The 18,254-nt window shown below is 63.5% G+C and carries 21 protein-coding genes and 1 tRNA gene; 8 read left to right on the top strand and 14 right to left on the bottom strand.

Translation table 11 applies throughout. From position 1 onward, the window contains the following. Positions 1-224: 224 nt before the first annotated feature. From H0I39_RS04485 to H0I39_RS04460, 6 genes are all read left to right on the top strand, one after another. The gene (locus H0I39_RS04485) at positions 225-1,343 is read left to right on the top strand and encodes a YeeE/YedE family protein (protein ID WP_180549710.1); all 1,119 of its coding nucleotides are present in this window, start codon (positions 225-227) and stop codon (positions 1,341-1,343) included. Positions 1,344-1,348: 5 nt separating this feature from the next. After that, entirely contained in the window at positions 1,349-2,179 is an 831-nt protein-coding gene (locus H0I39_RS04480; RefSeq protein WP_180551682.1) for a tRNA threonylcarbamoyladenosine dehydratase, read from the top strand. Further along, positions 2,170-2,245: transfer RNA gene (locus H0I39_RS04475), tRNA-Lys, on the top strand. Before H0I39_RS04480 ends, H0I39_RS04475 begins: the two co-directional genes overlap by 10 nt. Before the next feature lie 500 nt (positions 2,246-2,745). After that, positions 2,746-3,147 carry a DEAD/DEAH box helicase family protein gene (locus H0I39_RS04470; protein WP_257645621.1) on the top strand — a complete coding sequence of 134 codons (402 nt, stop codon included), beginning with the start codon at positions 2,746-2,748 and terminating at the stop codon, positions 3,145-3,147. Further along, entirely contained in the window at positions 3,131-4,525 is a 1,395-nt protein-coding gene (locus H0I39_RS04465) for a hypothetical protein (RefSeq protein WP_180549709.1), read from the top strand. The genes H0I39_RS04470 and H0I39_RS04465 overlap by 17 nt, the downstream gene beginning before the upstream one ends. Before the next feature lie 4 nt (positions 4,526-4,529). Continuing rightward, positions 4,530-6,656 carry a UvrD-helicase domain-containing protein gene (locus tag H0I39_RS04460; RefSeq protein ID WP_180549708.1) on the top strand — a complete coding sequence of 709 codons (2,127 nt, stop codon included), beginning with the start codon at positions 4,530-4,532 and terminating at the stop codon, positions 6,654-6,656. Positions 6,657-6,878: 222 nt separating this feature from the next. Here H0I39_RS04460 and H0I39_RS04455 read toward each other — a convergent pair whose 3' ends face one another. From H0I39_RS04455 to H0I39_RS04430, 6 genes are all read right to left on the bottom strand, one after another. Next, on the bottom strand, positions 6,879-7,061 hold the full coding sequence (locus tag H0I39_RS04455) for a hypothetical protein (protein WP_180549707.1): 183 nt from the start codon (positions 7,059-7,061) through the stop codon (positions 6,879-6,881). 30 nt (positions 7,062-7,091) lie between these two features. Further along, on the bottom strand, positions 7,092-7,250 hold the full coding sequence (locus H0I39_RS04450; RefSeq protein ID WP_180549706.1) for a hypothetical protein: 159 nt from the start codon (positions 7,248-7,250) through the stop codon (positions 7,092-7,094). Between the two features lie 205 nt (positions 7,251-7,455). Further along, positions 7,456-7,869, bottom strand: a complete 414-nt coding sequence (locus H0I39_RS04445; RefSeq protein WP_180549705.1) for a PIN domain-containing protein — start codon at positions 7,867-7,869, stop codon at positions 7,456-7,458. After that, a complete protein-coding gene (locus H0I39_RS04440) occupies positions 7,866-8,066 on the bottom strand; it encodes a type II toxin-antitoxin system Phd/YefM family antitoxin (RefSeq protein WP_257645620.1) in 201 nt (66 codons plus the stop codon). The genes H0I39_RS04445 and H0I39_RS04440 overlap by 4 nt, the downstream gene beginning before the upstream one ends. Positions 8,067-8,154: 88 nt before the next feature. Further along, positions 8,155-8,649, bottom strand: coding sequence for an LPD3 domain-containing protein (locus tag H0I39_RS04435; RefSeq protein WP_180549704.1), 495 nt, complete (start codon positions 8,647-8,649; stop codon positions 8,155-8,157). After that, positions 8,630-9,688, bottom strand: coding sequence for a hypothetical protein (locus H0I39_RS04430; protein ID WP_180549703.1), 1,059 nt, complete (start codon positions 9,686-9,688; stop codon positions 8,630-8,632). Before H0I39_RS04430 ends, H0I39_RS04435 begins: the two co-directional genes overlap by 20 nt. A 28-nt stretch (positions 9,689-9,716) precedes the next feature. On the opposite strand from H0I39_RS04430, the gene H0I39_RS04425 reads away from it, so the two are divergent. Together H0I39_RS04425 and H0I39_RS04420 are read left to right on the top strand one after the other, a co-directional pair. Continuing rightward, positions 9,717-10,001 (top strand): DNA-binding protein, encoded by a 285-nt coding sequence (locus tag H0I39_RS04425; RefSeq protein WP_180549702.1) that lies wholly within the window; start codon positions 9,717-9,719, stop codon positions 9,999-10,001. 25 nt (positions 10,002-10,026) lie between these two features. Continuing rightward, positions 10,027-10,350 (top strand): BrnA antitoxin family protein, encoded by a 324-nt coding sequence (locus tag H0I39_RS04420; protein ID WP_308645767.1) that lies wholly within the window; start codon positions 10,027-10,029, stop codon positions 10,348-10,350. 663 nt (positions 10,351-11,013) lie between these two features. On the opposite strand, the gene H0I39_RS04415 is transcribed toward H0I39_RS04420, so the two are convergent. From H0I39_RS04415 to H0I39_RS04380, 8 genes are all read right to left on the bottom strand, one after another. Beyond that, positions 11,014-11,673: a primase/helicase family protein gene (locus H0I39_RS04415; protein WP_180549700.1), complete on the bottom strand. Its 660-nt coding sequence runs from the start codon at positions 11,671-11,673 to the stop codon at positions 11,014-11,016. Further along, positions 11,577-13,673 (bottom strand): DEAD/DEAH box helicase, encoded by a 2,097-nt coding sequence (locus H0I39_RS04410; protein ID WP_180549699.1) that lies wholly within the window; start codon positions 13,671-13,673, stop codon positions 11,577-11,579. The genes H0I39_RS04415 and H0I39_RS04410 overlap by 97 nt, the downstream gene beginning before the upstream one ends. Then, a complete protein-coding gene (locus H0I39_RS04405) occupies positions 13,670-13,852 on the bottom strand; it encodes a hypothetical protein (RefSeq protein ID WP_180549698.1) in 183 nt (60 codons plus the stop codon). The genes H0I39_RS04410 and H0I39_RS04405 overlap by 4 nt, the downstream gene beginning before the upstream one ends. After that, complete coding sequence (locus H0I39_RS04400) at positions 13,795-14,562, bottom strand: ParB N-terminal domain-containing protein (protein ID WP_180549697.1); 768 nt, start codon at positions 14,560-14,562, stop codon at positions 13,795-13,797. The genes H0I39_RS04405 and H0I39_RS04400 overlap by 58 nt, the downstream gene beginning before the upstream one ends. A gap of 782 nt (positions 14,563-15,344) precedes the next feature. Beyond that, the gene (locus H0I39_RS04395) at positions 15,345-15,911 is read right to left on the bottom strand and encodes a hypothetical protein (RefSeq protein WP_180549696.1); all 567 of its coding nucleotides are present in this window, start codon (positions 15,909-15,911) and stop codon (positions 15,345-15,347) included. A gap of 92 nt (positions 15,912-16,003) precedes the next feature. Continuing rightward, positions 16,004-16,333, bottom strand: a complete 330-nt coding sequence (locus H0I39_RS04390) for a helix-turn-helix domain-containing protein (RefSeq protein ID WP_180549695.1) — start codon at positions 16,331-16,333, stop codon at positions 16,004-16,006. After that, on the bottom strand, positions 16,330-16,659 hold the full coding sequence (locus H0I39_RS04385; RefSeq protein WP_180549694.1) for a type II toxin-antitoxin system RelE/ParE family toxin: 330 nt from the start codon (positions 16,657-16,659) through the stop codon (positions 16,330-16,332). Before H0I39_RS04385 ends, H0I39_RS04390 begins: the two co-directional genes overlap by 4 nt. A gap of 45 nt (positions 16,660-16,704) precedes the next feature. After that, the gene (locus H0I39_RS04380) at positions 16,705-18,045 is read right to left on the bottom strand and encodes a tyrosine-type recombinase/integrase (protein WP_180549693.1); all 1,341 of its coding nucleotides are present in this window, start codon (positions 18,043-18,045) and stop codon (positions 16,705-16,707) included. Positions 18,046-18,254 lie beyond the last annotated feature (209 nt).

Here is an 18,254-nt window from a genome sequence, read left to right as displayed (position 1 = left end):
GGCCGCTGATAGGGGCGCGGCGCGGAAGGCGCACGCCGGAAGAGGGCGAAACCCTAAATTTTAACGGCCCACCCCGGCGCGGCGCGGCGGGCCGATACGCCCCGGCTTCATGAATAAAAATCGGCCTGAGCCCTTTTCTGTAAAGCGCCGGAAGCTATCAAATGAATAGTGCCTGGCGTGCGGGCGTGAAACAGCTTCGCGCCCGTTCAATAGAATCCCGCCCCATGCCGACCCAGCCCGACGTTGATTCACTTGCACGCGCCGTGCTGCTGGGGGCCTTTGCGCTGTCCGCCGTGTTCGGCGCCATCGTGCACCGCACCAACTTCTGCACCATGGGCGCCATTGCCGACATGGTGACCATGGGCAACGCCACGCGCCTGCGCCAGTGGGCGCTGGCGGTGGGCGTGGCCATCATCGGCTTTGGCGCGCTGGCCGCGGGCGGCTGGGTGCAGGCGGCCGATTCGCTTTACGCCACGCCGCGCTGGATGTGGCTGTCGGCGCTGGTGGGCGGCGCGCTGTTCGGCGTTGGCATGGTGCTGGCCTCGGGCTGCGGCAGCAAGACGCTGATTCGCCTAGGCGCGGGCAACCTGAAGGCGCTGGTGGTGTTCGTGGTCATGGCGCTGGCGGCCTACGCGACGATGCGCGGCATCACCGCCGTGCTGCGCGATCGCACGGTGGACCAGGTGTTCGTCACCTTCAACGGCCCGGCCACGGTGGGCCATCTGGCGTCGGCCGCGGCGGGCTGGCCGGTGCCGGCGGCGCTGCTGGGCGCGGCGCTGCTGGTCGGCCTGCCGCTGACGGCCTGGGCCCTGGCCGGGCGCGGCTTCATCACCGGCAACAACCTGCTGGCCGGGCTGGGCGTGGGCGGCGTGATCGTCGCCATGTGGTGGCTCAGCGGTCATGTGGGGCACCTGGCCGAACACCCCGAAACGCTGGAAGCCGCTTACCTGGCCACGCGCAGCGGCCGCATGGAGGCGATGACCTTCACCGGCCCGCTGGCCCACACCATCGACTGGGTGATGTTCTTCAGCGACAGCAACCAGCGCCTGAGCCTGGGCGTGGCCTCCGTCGCCGGCGTGGCCGTGGGGGCCGGCCTGCATGCGCTGCTCACCGGCCAGTTCCGCTGGGAAGGCTTTCGAACCACCGAAGACCTGGCGAACCACCTGATCGGCGCCACGCTGATGGGCGTGGGCGGCGTGACGGCGCTGGGCTGCACCATCGGCCAGGGGCTGAGTGGTGTGTCCAACCTCAGCCTGACCAGTTTCACCGCGGTGGCGGGCATTGCGGCTGGCGCCGTGGCCGCGCTGAAGTACCAGATGTGGCGGCTGGAGCGGGCGGCGTGAGCACGGTGGCCGATGCACCCGACCTGGAGCGCCGCTTTGGCGGGCTGGCCCGCCTGTATGGCGCGCAAGGCGCCGTGCGCATCCGCCAGGCGCACGTCGCCGTGGTCGGCATCGGCGGCGTCGGTTCGTGGGCGGCCGAGGCGCTGGCCCGCAGCGGCGTGGCGCGCATCACGCTGATCGACCTTGACCACGTGGCCGAATCCAACGTCAATCGGCAGATTCACGCGCTCACCGACACCATCGGCCAGGCCAAGGTGCAGGCCATGCGCGAGCGCATCGCGCAGATTCACCCCGGCTGCGAGGTGGACGAGATCGAGGAGTTCGTCGAACCTGCCAACTGGCCCGGCCTGCTGTCGGCGACGCCGCAGGTCGTCATCGACGCCTGCGACAAGTTGGCTGCCAAGGTCGCCATGGCGGCCTGGGCGATGCAGCAGCGGGCGGGCTTCATCACGGTGGGCGCGGCCGGGGGCAAGCGGCAGGGCGAGCTGGTCGAGATCGCCGACATCGCGCAGGTTACGCACGACCCGCTGATCGCCCAACTGCGCTACCGCCTGCGCCGCCATCATGGCGCACCGTCGGGCGGGCGGCCCATCGGTGTGGCTGCCGTCTTCAGCCGCGAGAACGTGGTCATGCCCGAAGCCTGCGAGGTGGGCGATGACATGGACGGCTCGCTGAACTGTCATGGCTACGGATCGACCGTTGCCGTCACCGCCACCTTCGGCCTGTGCGCGGCCGGATGGGTTCTGGATCAAATTGCGCGAGGAGCCGAAAAACCACGCTATAATTCGAGGCTTTCCGGCGCACTGCTCGTCAGTGCAAGGGATGTGGGACGTTAGCTCAGTTGGTAGAGCAGCGGACTTTTAATCCGTTGGTCGCAGGTTCGAATCCTGCACGTCCTACCAAGCCACACAACGAAAGCCCGCTGCAGAATATGTAGCGGGCTTTTTCTTTCCGGGGTCATGTAGCCACCATGTAGCCACCAGTGCAGGGTTTCGGGGGCGCACGGGGCCTGCGGTGCGGGTCCTAGCCATCGGGGGTCGTTCGTGCCGCTGGGCTTCGCTGGTGTGGTGGCGGCCAGCACAACGGTTGGGTAACAGTTAGACAACGGTTAGGCAACCGTCGGCCAGCCGGATTGTGATTCTGGTCGTCGTGGGTTCGAGTCCCATCAGCCAACCCAGTAAACACTAGAAAGCCTGCTATTCAATCGGTAGCAGGCTTTTTGTTGACCGCCGATGTAACGGCGGATGTAAGAGGTTTTTGGCAGTCCGGCTAGCACCCTCAGCGGCACCAGCACGAGGGCTGTCAGGCCAGCATCATGTCTGCTCTTCGTCGCGCATTTGCTCGACGAGGCGCTCGACCTCCGCCACGATGGCTGCTCACCTGTGATGGCATTTCCGACCTGGTGCGGGGGCAGTCGGCGCTGTTTCTGACGGCGCTGGAAGACACCATCGAGGTGCTCGACCCCGCAAAGACCGAGTTGGTGCCCGACACCAGCCCCGCCTACAACGCCACCGTGTTGTATCTGGAAAGCCTGCGCCGGCGCAGCGTGCCCAACGACGAGAAGATTCGCCTGGGCCACAAGGGCGTCATGAACCTGGTGCCCTACCAGCTCGACCCGGCTTTGCAGGCGCTGCGCCAGCCGCGCTCGCGCATCCTGATTGCCGATGCCGTCGGCCTGGGCAAAACGCTGGAGGCTGGCATCCTGGCCACCGAGCTGATACAGCGCGGGCGCGGCAAGCGCATCCTGGTGGTCACGCAAAAGCCATGCTCACCCAGTTCCAGAAGGAATGGTGCCCACCTTTGATCTGGTGGTTTTTGACGAAGCCAGTCAAGTCGGCCTTGCACATGCCCTGGCCTTGATGCCGTTAGGCCGCAGCTATCTGTTCGCAGGCGATCCGCAGCAGCTTTCGCCGGTTGTTCGCAGTTCCGCCACGCTGGTGCAGCGCTGGCTGGGAAGTTCGCCATTCTCGAAGAAGCCTGCGGGCGGCTCCAGCGTTTGCTTTCTGGATGAGCAGTCACGCATGGCCGAACCCATCTGCGGCTTGGTGAGCCACCTTTTTACGACGGGTTGGCGTTTCTGCACGTCGTGCCATCACATGCAGAACCTGACGGTGGAGGCAGACACCTACGTGGCGTGTCCTTCGTGCGGCGATGTGATGTGGTCGGATGGCCAGTGGCGGGTTTTGGTGTTGGTCTGTCACGCACAACGATGTGATGGACGCCCTTGCCGGAAAACTGGATACCGACCTGGAGTCGCCTTTGGTCAGCCTGTCCCGACACAACGGGGCAAGGCTCCGGCAGCGGTGCCACGCGCGCAGGAAAAGGCTTTCACCCAGCATGCCGTGGCCACTTTGCTGCATTGGCTGGCCACCCCGGCGGAGGGACCGGCGGGCGACCCCGCAGTGGAGCAGTTGCAGCGCAATGCCCTGTGGCTTGGCTACTTGATGGTGCCGGACACTGAGCAGGAAAAATCGGCTTGTGAACACCAGCTTGGGCAGTGGATTCACCGACTGCCCGCACACGTCAAGGAGCCGGGCAAGGGTTTTGCCCCCAGTCTGTCCAAAGGCTCAGGGGCATGCCAGCAAGTTGGCTGGTGGCCCTTGGCTGCCGCCAAGGGTCTTCCCCAGGAGGCAGGCTGGATGGCACCTGGCGTTCTGGTGTTGGACGAAGCCAAGGCTGACGATGAGGCCGCGCTGCATTTTGCGTGGCGCCAATGGCTGCATCTGTTCAACACCACCCAGTCGCTGCCCGGGATGTGGCTTGTCACGGCGAGCGGTCTGGACCACCAGGATTACGATGGCCTGCGCACCTTGCAGGCATCCGCAGCGGCGCAGCCCGCCACGCAGCCCTCTTTGAACGGCGCCTGGCTGGAGGTACTCGACAGTGTTTTGGTTCCGCTCAAACCGGGTATGGTTCGGCTGGCGCAGGCCGGGGCGGGCATTCCGGAAGTTGGCCCAGAGCTGGCAGACGACAAGGGCCGTGTACTGGCCGAAGCAGAGCTGGTTTGGTCCGCAGCCCAAGTGGCGGTGCTGCGGTCGGACCAGGCAGATATGGCCCAGGCGTGGGCCGCACAGGGGTGGACGGTGCTGTGTCTGGACGAGGATTTGACGCAGTGCACGGCACAGCCTTGGGAGGCTGCTGCTGCGACGGCGTTGGGGCTGACCATCGAATACCAGGAGTAGAACTTTGAGCTTCAAACCCAAGGTTGCGCTGAGCAACGAATTTCTGCTGCAACTGGCCAAGTTGCCTGCCAAAGTCCATACCAAGGTGATGAAGTGGGCCATTCAGTTCCAGGCCGACCCGAAGAGCCCAGGCATCAACTACGAGAACATCAATGGCGCGCGGGACCCGAACCTCAAGTCGGTTCGGCTCGACGGGGATTGGCGCGGCATTGTCTTCAAGCCATCCGCGGGTGATGTGTATGTACTGCTGTATGTGGACCACCACGACGATGCCTACCGCTGGGCCGAAAAGCGCAAGCTGACCATCAACCCGGTCACCGGGGCGATGCAGATGTTGACTGTCGAGAGCGTTGCAGAGCCGGGGCCTCAAGAAGCCATGAGCGCCAACGATGCGGCTGTGGACCGTGCCGAGGTGACGCCCGCTGCAGCGGCTCCGGCGCTCTTTGCGGACTTGGATGACCGCGAGTTGATGAGCCTCGGTGTCCCGCAGGAGTTGCTGGCTTTCGTTCGGGCCATCGCGACCGAGGACGAGCTGGATGCCAAGCAGACACAGCTACCGCTGGAAGCCTACGAAGGCCTGTTCCTTGTTGCGGCAGGCGACACGGTTGGTCAGGTGCTCAACGCCCGTGAGACCCGGGTGGACAAGGCCATCGATACCCAAGACTTCGCAGCAGCCCTGGCCACGCCAGAGTCGCAGTCGCGGTTTGTGGTGGTGAGCGACGACGAGTCCATGACCGCCATCCTGAATGCGCCCCTAGCGCAATGGCGGGTGTTTCTGCATCCTACGCAGAACAAGCTTGCAGTTGGCGACCGCAGCGGTCCTGTGCGGGTGCTTGGGGGCGCGGGAACCGGCAAGACCGTTCTGGCGATGCACCGCGCCAGGTGGCTGGCAGAGAACCGGACTGAGGCGAACCAGAAGGTGTTTGTCACCACCTTCACCAGGAACCTGGCAGCCGATATCGAGCAGAACCTGCGCACGCTCTGCAGCAGTGAAACATTTGCCAAGCTGGAGGTCCGCAACCTCGATGCCTGGGTCAATGCCTTCATGCGTAGCCGCAAGCTGGAGCATCGAATCGTGTATGACCGAAAGCGGGATGCCGCCTATCAGGCATGGCAAGCGGCATTGGCGGTCAAGGATTCGGCACTGGACCTGCCCGACAGTTTTTATGAACAGGAGCTTGAACAGGTGGTGCTGGCGCAAGGCATCACCACGTTGGACCAGTACCGTACGGCTCGACGAACAGGACGTGGCGTCATCCTAAGTCGCGCCAAACGCGATGCCGTCTGGCCGGTGTTCGAGGAGTATCGTGGACAGCTAGCATCGCGCAAGCTCAAGGAAGTGGATGATGCCTTCCGCGAAGTCGCTGATGTGCTGAGCGCTGAAGCAGAAAGAGAAAGAGAAAGCGCCAGACCTCTTTACAGCGCCATCGTTGCGGACGAAACCCAGGACCTGGGGCCGCAGGCCCTTCGGCTGCTTCGTGCGTTGGTGCCTGCGGGTCCGAATGACCTCTTTTTCGTGGGCGACGGGCACCAGCGCATCTACAGCCGCAACAAGGCTGCGATGAGCCGCTGCGGAATCGATATTCGGGGACGGGCCAGAAAGCTGTACCTCAACTACCGCACCACCGACGAGATACGCCGGCAGGCGGTGGCATTGCTGCAAGGCTGCGAAATCGACGACCTTGATGACGGCCACGATGAGACCAAGCGCTACAAGTCCTTGTCACACGGCCCGGCACCCTCGGTGCTGAGCGTGAAAGGAATTGAGGATGCAGCCAAGCACGCCGTTGAATTTGTTCGCGATTGGAACCTTGCGCAGGGTGAGGGATTGCCGCTTTCCTTCTGCGTCATTGCAGCCAGCGAGAAGAGCCGGGATGCGATGGCCAGTCTCATTCAGTCGGCGGGTTTGCATTGCATCGCGATCACGGCGCAAAGCAATCATGCCGATGCACGGGATGTGATTCACCTTGCCACCATGCACCGCGCCAAGGGACTCGAGTTTGATTGTGTCATCGTGGTCGCACCCAGGAGCTACTTGGATGCGCCAGAAGAAACCGAGACTCAGCGCAAGTTGCTGTACGTCGCGTTGACCCGCGCAAAACGCGGAGCGATGCTGATTGAGCTTGACTGATTTCGTGGGTCATGGAGCCCTACATCCCAGCTTCATCGTCCTGACCACCAACGCTACATCGTCACAAAGTCGGACTGAACTGGTTCAGCTGCACAAGTTGCGCAAGCCCCCTGTTCAGAATTTGAACAAGCAGGCCCCAACGCTGGGAAACGCTTGTTCCGTGCGGGTTTCCAGCCAGTGTCGTTGATGGATCGAGGGCCTTGCAGAGCGCTGCTTGTGCATTCAATGATCTCTTGTCAAAAACCCACCGGGAGACAAAGGATCGGCGCTGAGGGTGTCGGCGATGTGCCCGGTGCGGCGTTCAAGCGCAGCCGCTTGCACCGGCGCAACGGCCTCGGGATTGGCGTTGACGACGGAGCACTCCGACAGCACGGGTTTCTTGCGTACCTCTTTGCGTACCAGCACCCGAAGCCATCGGCGCCAGCCCGACCCAGGTCACGCCCAACCCACCAATTCCGGTGTATACATCGCTGTTGACCATGGCTTGGATACCGCCCTGGATACCAAGTCCTTGGATACCAGCGACTTGGATACGAGCGAAACGGAATGCGCGCGCAGGCCATCAAGCGGCGCAAGCAGATTGCTGTTGTCCATCTTGCGCTCCTTGGGCGGCAGCCAAGATCGACGCCCTTATCACCCACACCCAAGAAGCCATCACGCTGCTACAAGAACTGCGCGCGGCCACCATTGCCGATGCCGTGCTGGGCCGGGTGGATGTCCGGCAATAACTACGAAAACAATAGCTTTTTGCGCTTGATGGACATGCGCTGGAGGCTGATTTGACCCATATACACCGGGGTCACGCTTCGGGCCTGAGCCAGTTTTCCAGCGCCAGCCCCGGCACGCGGCGAAACTCGCCTTCGTTGTCCGTCACCAGGGTAGCTTCGGCCGCCAGCGCCTGGGCGGCGATCCACAGGTCGTTGGCGCCGATGGGCTGACCCTGGCGCTCCAGCTGGGCGCGAATGCGCGCGTAGTGCCGGGCGGTGCCGGCGTCCATGCCGATGAGCGGCAGGCGCTCGGTCAGCTCACTCAGGCGCTGGCGGTTGCGCTGCGCCCATGCGCTTTTCTCGGCGCCGAACTCCAGCTCGCCCAGCACCACGGTGGACAGCAACAGGTCGGTCAGCGGCACGCTGTGCAGGCGCTGGCGCACTTCGGGCGTGCCCCGTAGGGCGGCGATCAGCATGTTGGTGTCCAGCAGGTAGCGGGTGCTCATGGGTGGATCAGGGGAGAGTCAGGCGTCCAGCGCGGGTGGGTCTTCGGGGGAAGATCGGGCGGAGCTTGCAGGTCGAACCCATCGGTGTCGCTCCAGAAATCGGCAAAGGCTTCGCTGGCCATGCGCGGGCGGGCGGGCACCAAGCGTGCCACCACCTTGCCGTGGCGGGTAATGTCGATTTCGGCGCCTTCGTCCACCTCGGCCAGCAGGGCGGAAAAGCGGCTTTGGCTTCGACCACGGTGACGTTTCTCATGGCGGACTCCTAAAAATGACCATATGGTCATATTATCGGCAAACTGCCGTGGTTTGCAAGCGCGCGGGCTGCGCGGCGCGTGCAGTTGGGGGCCTGAAGACCGGCACACACAATCGGGGCGACACTTGAACCGGATTGCTGGTCAGGACGCCCATAGGAATCGCGGGTTTTTCTTGCGCGTCGTGCTGTGCAACGCTGTTGTAGTACCAGCGGCCATCCGACTGGTGGCGCACGGTGAATGCGGCAACCAGCGGCACGCCATCCACATTCACACGGGCCAGCAGCGTCGAATACCCTGCGATGTCAGGGCCATCCATGCCCCGCGACGGCTCGCTGCGCGCCACGATGGACTGCGGCAACACGGCCTCAAGATCAGCCGTCACCAATGACTTTGCCGGGTCACGCGCCGAGTTCTCGGACTTCTTGGCGCCCTCGCGCCCCACCCTGATTTCTCCCAGCTCCGGATGCGTGATGGCCGTCTTGTTCTTGACCATCCGATCCAGCGCATCAGCCATGTGCTCGCGCAAGGCCACATGATCCAGGCCACGCCATTCCACTGGAACGTTGACCGTCAGCCATGTTGTCGTTCGCCTTCTTGCGCATTTCGCGCACCGTGGCGCGCGTCTGCGCCACCGCATTTTCGTCAACGCCGAAGTTCTCGGCATCGCGCGCCATCAGCTCGCGGGTGTCCATGTCGCGGTCGAAACTGCGCTTGGCAGCTTCTGCGCGCTCGGAAAACTTGTGCGCGTGCGCCGCAGGCACGTTGTTGGCCGGAAGGTTGGCTCCGGGATAGGCGTCATCGTTGCCCCACGGCTTGCGCGGCAGGTTTTCCGCCATCTTGGCCGCGATCTGCGCGCCTGTATCGTTCGCCAGCGCTTCATTGAACCCCATGACCTGATGCCAGCGGCCGTACACGTCGGCGGCAGACTCTCCGCTCGCGCCGGCCACCTTGGCGAAGGCTGCAACACCGGGGTTCTCGGCCTTGGATTCTGCGCGCAGGCGCTCGAATTGGGCTTGTGGGCTGGCGGTATTGGCATCCGTGGCGGCAGGCGGTACACTGGCGCTATCGCTTTGGCCGCTTACCGTGGGGGCCGTCTCACCGGCATTAGGAGACTGGCCTACAAAGCCCGATGCGCCGGACGCATCAGCAGGAACGGGGTACCTGCTCCAAAGCGGTTCCCACCCCTCTCGTTTCTCCTTGCGAGACACAAACTTCTCGTTTGCAGGGAATGCACTGTTCACCCGGTAGAAATCTTTACTACCTTGGGTGTCTACCTCCAACTGAATGAACGCCACCTTTCCGGTGCGACCAGACTGAACAGCGATCAACTGCGATGTCGCACCTGGCTTCCAGATTCCGTCCATATTATGGAAGGCGTCAATAAGGAATGCCTCCACGGAGTCGAATCCGGCTGCGCGAATCTCCTTGCCGTGCCGCGCCTCCATGTGCGCCAGACCCCAGCCTGTGCCGTCCGGGTTCTGCTCGCCCTGCTGCAGCCGGATCGCTCCCGCCTGCCGACGCGCCGAGGCGTTCGAGGTCGAAGCCAGGGCGTTTTGAGCCGACACCAGTTATTCCGCAACAGCGTGCGCCGATTTGGAAACACTGTTGGGAAATCGTTGGCTTATCTGGACGGGGCTGATCCCAAACTTCTCGCATGGCATCGGCTGGCTTTCCGAGAACCCGCTGGCCGGCGACGTGATTCCGGGTGCTGATGGGGCGCGAAAGGTGCGCTGGGCGTCGCAGGGCCGTGGCAAGCGTGGCGGCGCACGGTTGATCTATTTCAACGTGCTGGATGATGGCTACATCGTGCTGATCGCCGCCTACACCAAGAGCGTCCGTGAAAACCTGCCCACCAAGGCCATCAGAAAGGCAAAGTGAAATGAAAAATCTGAACGTCGAGAAAGTGGCCAAGGCCATCGAAACCGATGCCGGTCACGCCACTCCAGGCCTGCGCGCCGGCCTTGAGCAAGCCAAGCGCGGCGAGTACGCCGCCGTGCACACACCTGAGCAAATCCGTGCCCGCCGCAAAGCTGGCCGCCCCTTGGGCAGCGTGCAGGCCACCACCAAGAAGCCCGTGCAGATTCGGCTGGACGATGACGTGCTGACTGCCCTGCGCGCCACCGGCGACGGCTGGCAGACCCGTATCAACGACACCTTGCGGGCGTCGCTGATGCTGGCGGGCAAGCTGCCGGCAACCAAGCCAGCGGAAGATCGGCGCCGGCCGTAGCGCTGAGCGGCGCTACACTGGCCGCTGACGGCTCGGTTCCAGTGGGCAGCGGGCGCTGGTTTCGCCAGTTCCTTTCAAGCCATATAGCACCGGGCCATCGCGCTAAATTTTGGACTCCCCTGCCGGGCAGGTCGGAAGTCGGGTCAAGCCCATCAGCTTGAACAGTCGAGTCCACCCATTTGACAGCAGGGAATTTTTGTTGGCCGCCGGCAGCTACACTGGAGGCCGAAGCCTCGGCAGGAGCCGGACGCGATGCAGCATCAGCAGCATCCAATCTATGCACACCGGGCTTCTTTTTGGCCCGAGGCCCATCCGGGTAGACAATACGCGCATCCCCGGTATCGCTTCGGGCGTAGGACGGCACGATTCGATCCCTGATCGCTTCAAAATCCGTCGTACCGGGGTACTTTCTCATGCTGGCGGGAGCGGCCTCGAAATCAGCCCCTCGCGCCCTTTCCCGGCCCGGTGGCTATCTCGCACCAAATCGAGCGGCGGGCGCGTCTTGCGTAATTCTGGAAAGCCGCCTGGGTGATCTTGATGGCAGCGGTATCCGAGCGGCGGCGCCGATGGCAGCGACAGGCGGCAGCGCAGTCCCCCCACCCTCGGGCACCCCTCTGGGATGGATACCCCTATTCTTCATCTTCTTCTTGATCCCCCAAGCCCTCACCCCGAGCGGACAGACCTAGCCCATCCTGGGTAGGCCTTCACATGTTCCGACTTCTCACCCGTCGCGTTGCATGACCCGCCAGCCGTTCGATGCAAGGGCGCTAGCTTCGCCACCCTTTCCCCTGTTTCAGCACCTGATCCAACAGTAGGGGACTCACCCTGCGCCGCTGCCGTTAAACCATGTCCAACCAGCGCAGTGTTGGCGATGCCTGCTGCGGTGTTCGGAGAACCGCATATCCCTCTCTGACTTCGGGGCAGGTATCGCGGGGGATGGTCAACATCGCATGGGGGCCCCGCCACGGTGGCGCGCACCAAGTCCGCCAGGGCGAACACGCCTTGCTTGATGTGCATGTCGTTTGCGTCCCAACCGACCACAGGCGCCATGCAATACGGCAGGCCCGTTTCGCGTGCAACGCGCTCGCCGGTGCCGCTGGCATCGTTGTCGGCGAATACCAGCCGCACGCCGTGCACAACGCTGGCCACGTACTTCAGATTGCTAGCGCTGAAGCACACCAGCACCGCATCCGGCAGGCGCAGCAGCGTCAGCGCGGCATGCAAGCTCAGACCAGTGGCATACCCTTCCACCAGCCATGTGCGGCGTGCCTTCGGGCTGCCGATGCGGAACACGGAGCCCTTGGCGCGCATGCCGCGCAGCATCTTTTCTCGTGCCGCATCTCCGCCGGCAGCCAGCGGATGATCTGGGCGCCCTGCAGGCGATTGGTTGCGTAGTGCCGCATCGGCACGAACAGCGCGTCGTCTTCGAGAAGAAGCCCCGGAACGTCCGCCAGCCCCTTGTAGGCCAGATAGGCGGCCTCGCCGCTTTTACAGCGGGCCAGCATGTCGGCGGCGGTCTGTGCTGCGGCATCCCACCCGGCGCGCTGCCGACGTTCGTAGTCCGCTGCTGCGGCGATCAGCGCCGGATCGACCCGCACGTCATCATGGCCGTCCGGCCGCCAGGTGCTGACCTCGCTGTCGGTGGCATGGTTCTGCACCCAGCCGACCGACCCCATGAAGCGATAGGCGCCATTGCTCTTGCGCGGGTGATCCAAGGTAGGCACGCGCACCCAGCGCCCCTCAATGATCCGGTCAACGATCAGGCCATTGGCGCGGCAGAATTCAGCAAACTGCATGGCGCTGCCTCCTCTGGCGTGCGCCACGTTGAGCGACTTGATTTTGTTGAGCACCGGCTTGGTGATCTCCACCGTCGGCGCCGTCAAAGCCGTCCATGAGCGCGGCGGCCACTGGCCAGTGATCTCGTGGTACAGATTGGCGGCCCGGCCCTGTTGCTTCTCCGGTCGGCTGTAGGCCTTCGCATAGGTCGCCACCTGAGCCCAGACGTGCGCGCGGTCATCGCCCATGCGCTTGCCGCCAAGCATCACGACTTCGCGCATCTCGCCCGCGCTGGCTTCGACCAGGGCAAGGCTCTGGCGCTCGAACCCGCAGGCCATGCAGCGCTTGGTGAACGGCTTGTGCCCACAGGCTGGGCAGGCCTTCACTTCCTTGTCTTCATCGTCAACGTCCTTGCGGATCGCCTTGTCCAGTTTCTCGCCAGCGTCGAGCGTGTCCAGGCCGTTGAAATAGATGCTCTCGAAGTCTTCGCGGAACCGGATCACGTTGCCGCTGTGATCGAGCAGGATGCAATCCTTCTTGCCAGTTTCGGGCGACGAACGCAGGCCGCGACCCCACATCTGAATCGCCGTCGAGAGAGACTTGCGCAACGGCCGGCAATCGACCACGCAGCCCACGTCCGGCACGTCGAAGCCCTTTGCCAGTGCTTCGACCGACACCAGCACGCGCAGACGTGAATCTGCCTTGCGGTACTCCTTCAGCAGCGCCTCTCGCTCGGTGTCGGTGGTATGAGACGTGAACACCGCCGCCATCACGCCGACCTCGTTGAACTGGCGGCACAGTTCTTCGCAGTGGGCGATGGTGGCGCCGAAGACGATGGTCTTGCGGTTGTCACCGTGCTTGGCCCACTCCGTCACCACGTCGCCGATGATTTCCATGCCGCGTTCTTCGGCAGCCTTGTCCGTCCATTCGCCGCCCGATGTTTCGGCGCCGCGCATGTCGGGCTTGGTGCAACTCAGCACGCGCATGGGCACCAGCACGCCGGATTCGGTCAGTTCGTGCATGGTCGTGGCGTTCACCAGCCGCGTGAACAAGCGGCCCAGACCGGGGCTGAACGGTGTCGCCGACAAGCCAACCACTGCCGCTCGGCAGTTCGGGATGTGGTCAACCCACGCCGCCATCTGCGTGTGCGCTTCATCGATCACGATCACATCGGCATCCGGCCAAGTGCGGCGCGCAAGTGTCTGCGCGCTGGCGATCTGGAACGGCGCGTCAGGATTGGTGCGCCAGTGATCAGCTTGCAGAACACCGTGTGCGGCCAGACCGTAGCGATCCGCATCCGCGCTGGTCTGGTCGATCAGCGTGCGTCGGTCGCAGACGAATATGGCGCGCTTGCCCTTGACCAACGCCTCATGAATCAGCCGAAGACCGAGATACGTCTTGCCGGCGCCGGTGGGAGCCATCAGCATTTGGCGGCGGTGACCCTGCCGAATGCCATCGCGCAGCGCCGGAAGTGCGGTTCTCTGAAACGGACGCGGCTCTTTGAACTTTGCCGACGCGTAGTTGGGGGCGTCTTCGAACAACGTCATGTCGCCACCTTCTTCGCCAAGGCATCATGCTTTTTCTGCCACCTCTTGGCCGCCTTAATGGCCTCATTGGCTTTCTCCATCAGCCCCGCATTGCGCTGCGTCAGGACGTTGACCACCGCGTTCAGGCGTTTGATCTCCTCGGACGCTGCGGCCAGCTTGTCATCGGCGTCGAGCAGCACTTGGAGCGCCTGACCGTCTGCCTCCACGGCGGCCAGCGCGGCGGCAATTTCTTCCTCGGAAGGGGCGCCGTCATCGGTCGTTGACTCGGGAATCGCCAGCGGTGATACCGGCAGAACGGGCTCGAAACAGCGCCAGCGGTGTTAACTCCGGTGTTAACCGTCGCCTTGTTAACCGCCTCGCCCGCCTTCTTCTTGCCGCCGATGTTCTCCGTGTTCTGCGTGTAAGTCGTGCCGCCGCGCGTGACTGTGCGCTCCGTGGGCTTCGCATCTTCGGAATTTCCGAAGATAGAAGTCCGCACGGCGGAAACAGTCTTATCGGATACCCCGCAGTGCTTCGCAATCTGGTTGTCGCTCCACTTGCACGACACCGGATGCTGCAGTGCGCCGGTCACGGCCTTGCGCTTGTCGGCATTGGTGCGGCGCAGACCGTGGTCAGTGTTGACGCCGTAGCTGAACAGTTGCGCGTCGGACTGCGTACCCTCTCGCACGTCGGCATTGATGCTGGCGCGGCCTGCCTGACGGAACGCATGAACACGATGGAAGCCATCGCCCAGCCAGTAGTCCACGCCATCGAAGAACACGATGATGGGTGGGAGGGTTGTCCCGCTTTCCAGAGCGTCTGCGTACTCTGCAACCGTGTCGTTGTGAATCTCTGCCCGAGATTGGGTTTCGCGATCGATGCGGATGGCCTCAATGCTGATCGTCTTCATTGCTCGTGTTTGGGCTTGTGGTTCTCGAACGCATCAACCCACAGCGCACGCGAGAACGAGCGCAGGCGGATGCAGTGGCGGATGAAGCGGAGAGTGCGGCGCATCAGTCAGAACCTCCGCCTTGGGTTCCGGCTCGCTCACAAGTTCATAGCGCGCCGTCCCGCGGTGGCTGTAGCCATCGGCGGCGTAGCCGTCGTAGAGCGCCTGCGCCCTGGTGCTGGTGGCGGTCCGCGCATCCATCAGGACAACCCCAACGCGGCGCGGATGCCTGCCATGGGCCACATGAGGCGGCCGTGTACGCGGATCGGGCGGACGGGGCCGTCTTCACGGCACGACCAAATTCTCAATGTCTGGGCCGCCCTGCCCAGGTAATAACCGGCCTGCTGCGTGCCGACGTGACTGCGCGTCTCTTGATCGATCGGGGTATAGACGACACGCGGGGCGCGCGCCTTAGGCGGCGGCGCGTCAACCGGCGGCGCTTCTGCACTGGCAATGACCACAGCGCCGGATTGATTTTCGGCGACGGACGGTTCTTGCTTCAGCGGCGAGCCGGTCGGCGGCGCGGCTTCGCTGAGTGCTTTGCCAGCGACGATGGTGGCGCCGGACTTCTTCTCCGCAGCCGCCAGCTTGGCGGCGTTCGGGGGTACGCAGACTGCATCGGATGCTCCAGCCGATGCCGGCGCTCCGAAAGGAGAGCAACAGCACCGAATGGAGCTAGGTTGCCCGTCGCACTATGGAAAGAATAGTAATCCGGCAATTCTTTCCAGACTATATTTTTGCTTCTACTCGTCGGGACTTTGGTCGCCTAAGCCTTCTGGCAACTCGCCGAACAGCATTCTGTATCCGTCTCTCGCCGCCTTTAACTGCCTTGCATCTTCAGACGCAATCAAGGCTGGGTATTTCTGAAGAACCTTTTGTATGGCCGCATCCGTAGGATCGCTTGCCCTTCTGCTCGAAAACAAATTGCGCCATTGCTCTCTTCGAGCCACGATGCGGCCCGCATCGATTCTCGACAGGTGCTTGTTTCCGCTCATGATTGCGTCAACGTCGCGACAGAAGCGCGTCACCGCATCAAGATTCCACTTCTCTTTCGCTCCCGCTTGCTTCTTAAATCGAAATCCTGGCTCATGCAGAAAAGCCAGTGTCATCGCAAGCGTCTCCCAATCACCATGCTTGATGCCATGGCGCTCAAAGAGCAATTCCGTCCTCTCGTTCAGTTCCTTGGTGATTGCAATGCGTTCCTGTTCGCTTGGGTTTTCAGAGCGTTCGATAGGTCGTGAAAGGCGCCCTTTGATTTCAAGCCGGCGCTTTTGGAACTGCGTAATGTGTCTTTCAGCTTGATCGCTCATGTCCGCCTTCCTCGGGCCTTCGTTGGCGCGCCCCAGCAGGCGGGTGAAGGTGACCCGCTTTTCGGTTCGCGGGCCTAGCTGGGGCGATTCGGTCAGGCGACGGCAGCCTTTGAGCGTCGTACCGTCTGCCGTTTGGGCGGCTTCGGCCTGCTGACTTTCACCACCGGCCCCATGCCGGCCGTTGCAGCCATGTCAATCAGCGTGTCCAGGGAAAACAGGCTCACCTTGCCCCGCACCAGGTCGGACACACGGGGTTGCGTCACCCCGAATAGCTCGGCGGCCTGCGCTTGCGTCATGCCCTGTTCGCGGATGGTTTCGGCCAGGCTCATCATCAATTCGGAGCGCGCACGCATGCTGGCGGCCTCTTGGGGCGTGTTCTCGATAGCGTCCCAGACGCTGGCGAAGCGGCGGTTTGCAGTCATGTCTGAATCTCCTTCATCAAGGCCTTGAAGCGCCTGCGGGCCAGCTCAATATCGCGCTGGGCTGTCTGCTGGGTCTTCTTCTGGAAGCAATGCAGCACGTACACGGCATCGGCCAGCTTGGCGACGTACACCACGCGGAACGTCCCGGCTTCGTCCCAGACGCGAAGCTCCATTGCCCCAGCTCCAATCGACGGCATCGGCTTGGCGTCGTCCGGCTGTAGGCCATGCTGCACCTTGTCCAGTTGATAACCCGCATCGCGCATGGCCGATGGCGGGAACGCCCTCAAGTCATCCAATGCGGTAGCCCGAAACTCAATCGGCTTCATGGTGGAAGTATATAGATATTTGTATGTGCCCGTTGGTTCCCGGTGTCACTTCACAGCCCGCAGCTTGCCGGGCTTGGCTTTCGCGTCAAACTCAATCTTGGCCTGTTCGAGCATCCATGCTTCGATGCGCTCATGGTGCACGCGCAGCAGGTCAAGCGGCCTGACGCGGTAATGCTTTTCAGCCGTGGCGCTGGGCTTGTGGCCTTGAATCTGCGCCACCACGCCGGCCGGCAGTTCCAGCCACTCGGACAGGCTGCCGAAACTGCGGCGCAGGCCATGCAGGGTCAGGCCTTCGATGCCGGCCACGGCGCAGGCCTGGGCGTGCGGCTTGGCGGGCCAGCTCAGGACGCCATCGGCGGCGCCGGGGCTTGAGAACACCCACGCATTGCGGTGCGGCAGGCCGGCCAGCAACTGCGCCACGTAGGGCGTGAGCGGAATCACGCGGTCGCCCTCTACCTTGTCGCGCATGGTGATTCCGCGCCACTGGTGATTCAGGTCCGCCCACTTCATCGCCAGCACTTCGCCGGGCCGGGCGCCGGTCAACAACATGACTTGCAGCGCGGCGGCTATGACGGGGTTTCCGATGGCGCGCACGGCGGAGAACCATGCCGACAACTGCTCACTCAGCAGCGCATCGGTCTTGGGCTTTGCGCGCCCCAGCACCTCGCGCACGTCCCGGCCGCTGGCGGCGTCGGTGTTCACCAGCCCCGCATAGGCTTTCTGTTCGCCGCACCAGGCGAGAAAGGCCTTGAGGCAGCGCAGCGCCAGCCGGGCTGATGTGGGCCGGGTCTCGGCTTCGCGCTTCGCCCATGCCCGCATGGTGTCGGCGTCGAGTTCGCCCAGCCGCAGCGCCATCAAGGGATGCAGGGGGCCGGCGATGGTCACGCCCCGGCCGCGGGTGCCACGCTTGGCCTTCTCGCCGCCAGGGCGAATCAGCTTCGCATGGTCGGCATGGTGCCGGGCGCCCCAATGCGCGCGGCGGGCTTGCATGTAGGCGGCCCATGTCTCGCCCACCGTGACGGCCTGGGCAGCCTGGGCGGCTTTTGCGGCCTGGGCTTTCGCCTGCCGCTCGCGTTCCAGTTCGCGCGGGTCTTGCCCAGCATCCAAGGTCACGCGCAGGCGGTTGGCTTCGGCGCGGGCCTGCTCAATCGTCCAGGCGCGCACGTCACCGATGGTGCGGCGGATGGTCTGCCGGTTCAGCTTCGCCTCGAACACGTAGGCCTTGGCACCGGCAGCGGTCACGCGCACGCGCAGGCCGGGGGCTTTGCTGTCGCGCAGGAAGGCTTGCTGCTTGCCGGTCGGGCAGCTCAGGCGTTCGATGGCGCCGGCTGTCAAGTCAACGGCGTGCGCCAGGTCAGGGGCTTCGGTCTTTCGTGGTCGGGCCATGGTCGGTCAGGGGCTGGGGCTGCGGTGCGGCTACATGGCTTCGGGGCCGGGCGGAACGGATCCGCTGGTCTCCCATGTAGCCACTATGTAGCCAACTTTGCCCTATTTTGCCGAATACCCATCAACAGTGCAAGGATAAAAATTCACGCAAGTCATTGATTTATCATGGAAATCTCTACACCACTCAACACCCCTCAACCCCTACTCTT

This window comes from Ottowia beijingensis, assembly GCF_013423955.1.
Taxonomy (GTDB): domain Bacteria; phylum Pseudomonadota; class Gammaproteobacteria; order Burkholderiales; family Burkholderiaceae_C; genus Ottowia; species Ottowia beijingensis.
Note: the sequence above shows the minus strand (reverse complement) of the source record. Positions and strands in the feature narration are given on the sequence as shown.

Coding starts and splice junctions, on each gene's coding strand:
- H0I39_RS04465 (WP_180549709.1), top strand. CDS start 3,131: ATGGTGCCCACCTTTGATCTGGTGGTTTTTGACGAAGCCAGTCAAGTC.
- H0I39_RS04390 (WP_180549695.1), bottom strand. CDS start 16,333: ATGACTGCAAACCGCCGCTTCGCCAGCGTCTGGGACGCTATCGAGAAC.
- H0I39_RS04400 (WP_180549697.1), bottom strand. CDS start 14,562: ATGAAGACGATCAGCATTGAGGCCATCCGCATCGATCGCGAAACCCAA.
- H0I39_RS04410 (WP_180549699.1), bottom strand. CDS start 13,673: ATGACGTTGTTCGAAGACGCCCCCAACTACGCGTCGGCAAAGTTCAAA.
- H0I39_RS04445 (WP_180549705.1), bottom strand. CDS start 7,869: ATGAGCACCCGCTACCTGCTGGACACCAACATGCTGATCGCCGCCCTA.
- H0I39_RS04450 (WP_180549706.1), bottom strand. CDS start 7,250: ATGGACAACAGCAATCTGCTTGCGCCGCTTGATGGCCTGCGCGCGCAT.
- H0I39_RS04415 (WP_180549700.1), bottom strand. CDS start 11,673: ATGCTGCGCGGCATGCGCGCCAAGGGCTCCGTGTTCCGCATCGGCAGC.
- H0I39_RS04395 (WP_180549696.1), bottom strand. CDS start 15,911: ATGAGCGATCAAGCTGAAAGACACATTACGCAGTTCCAAAAGCGCCGG.
- H0I39_RS04380 (WP_180549693.1), bottom strand. CDS start 18,045: ATGGCCCGACCACGAAAGACCGAAGCCCCTGACCTGGCGCACGCCGTT.
- H0I39_RS04385 (WP_180549694.1), bottom strand. CDS start 16,659: ATGAAGCCGATTGAGTTTCGGGCTACCGCATTGGATGACTTGAGGGCG.
- H0I39_RS04485 (WP_180549710.1), top strand. CDS start 225: ATGCCGACCCAGCCCGACGTTGATTCACTTGCACGCGCCGTGCTGCTG.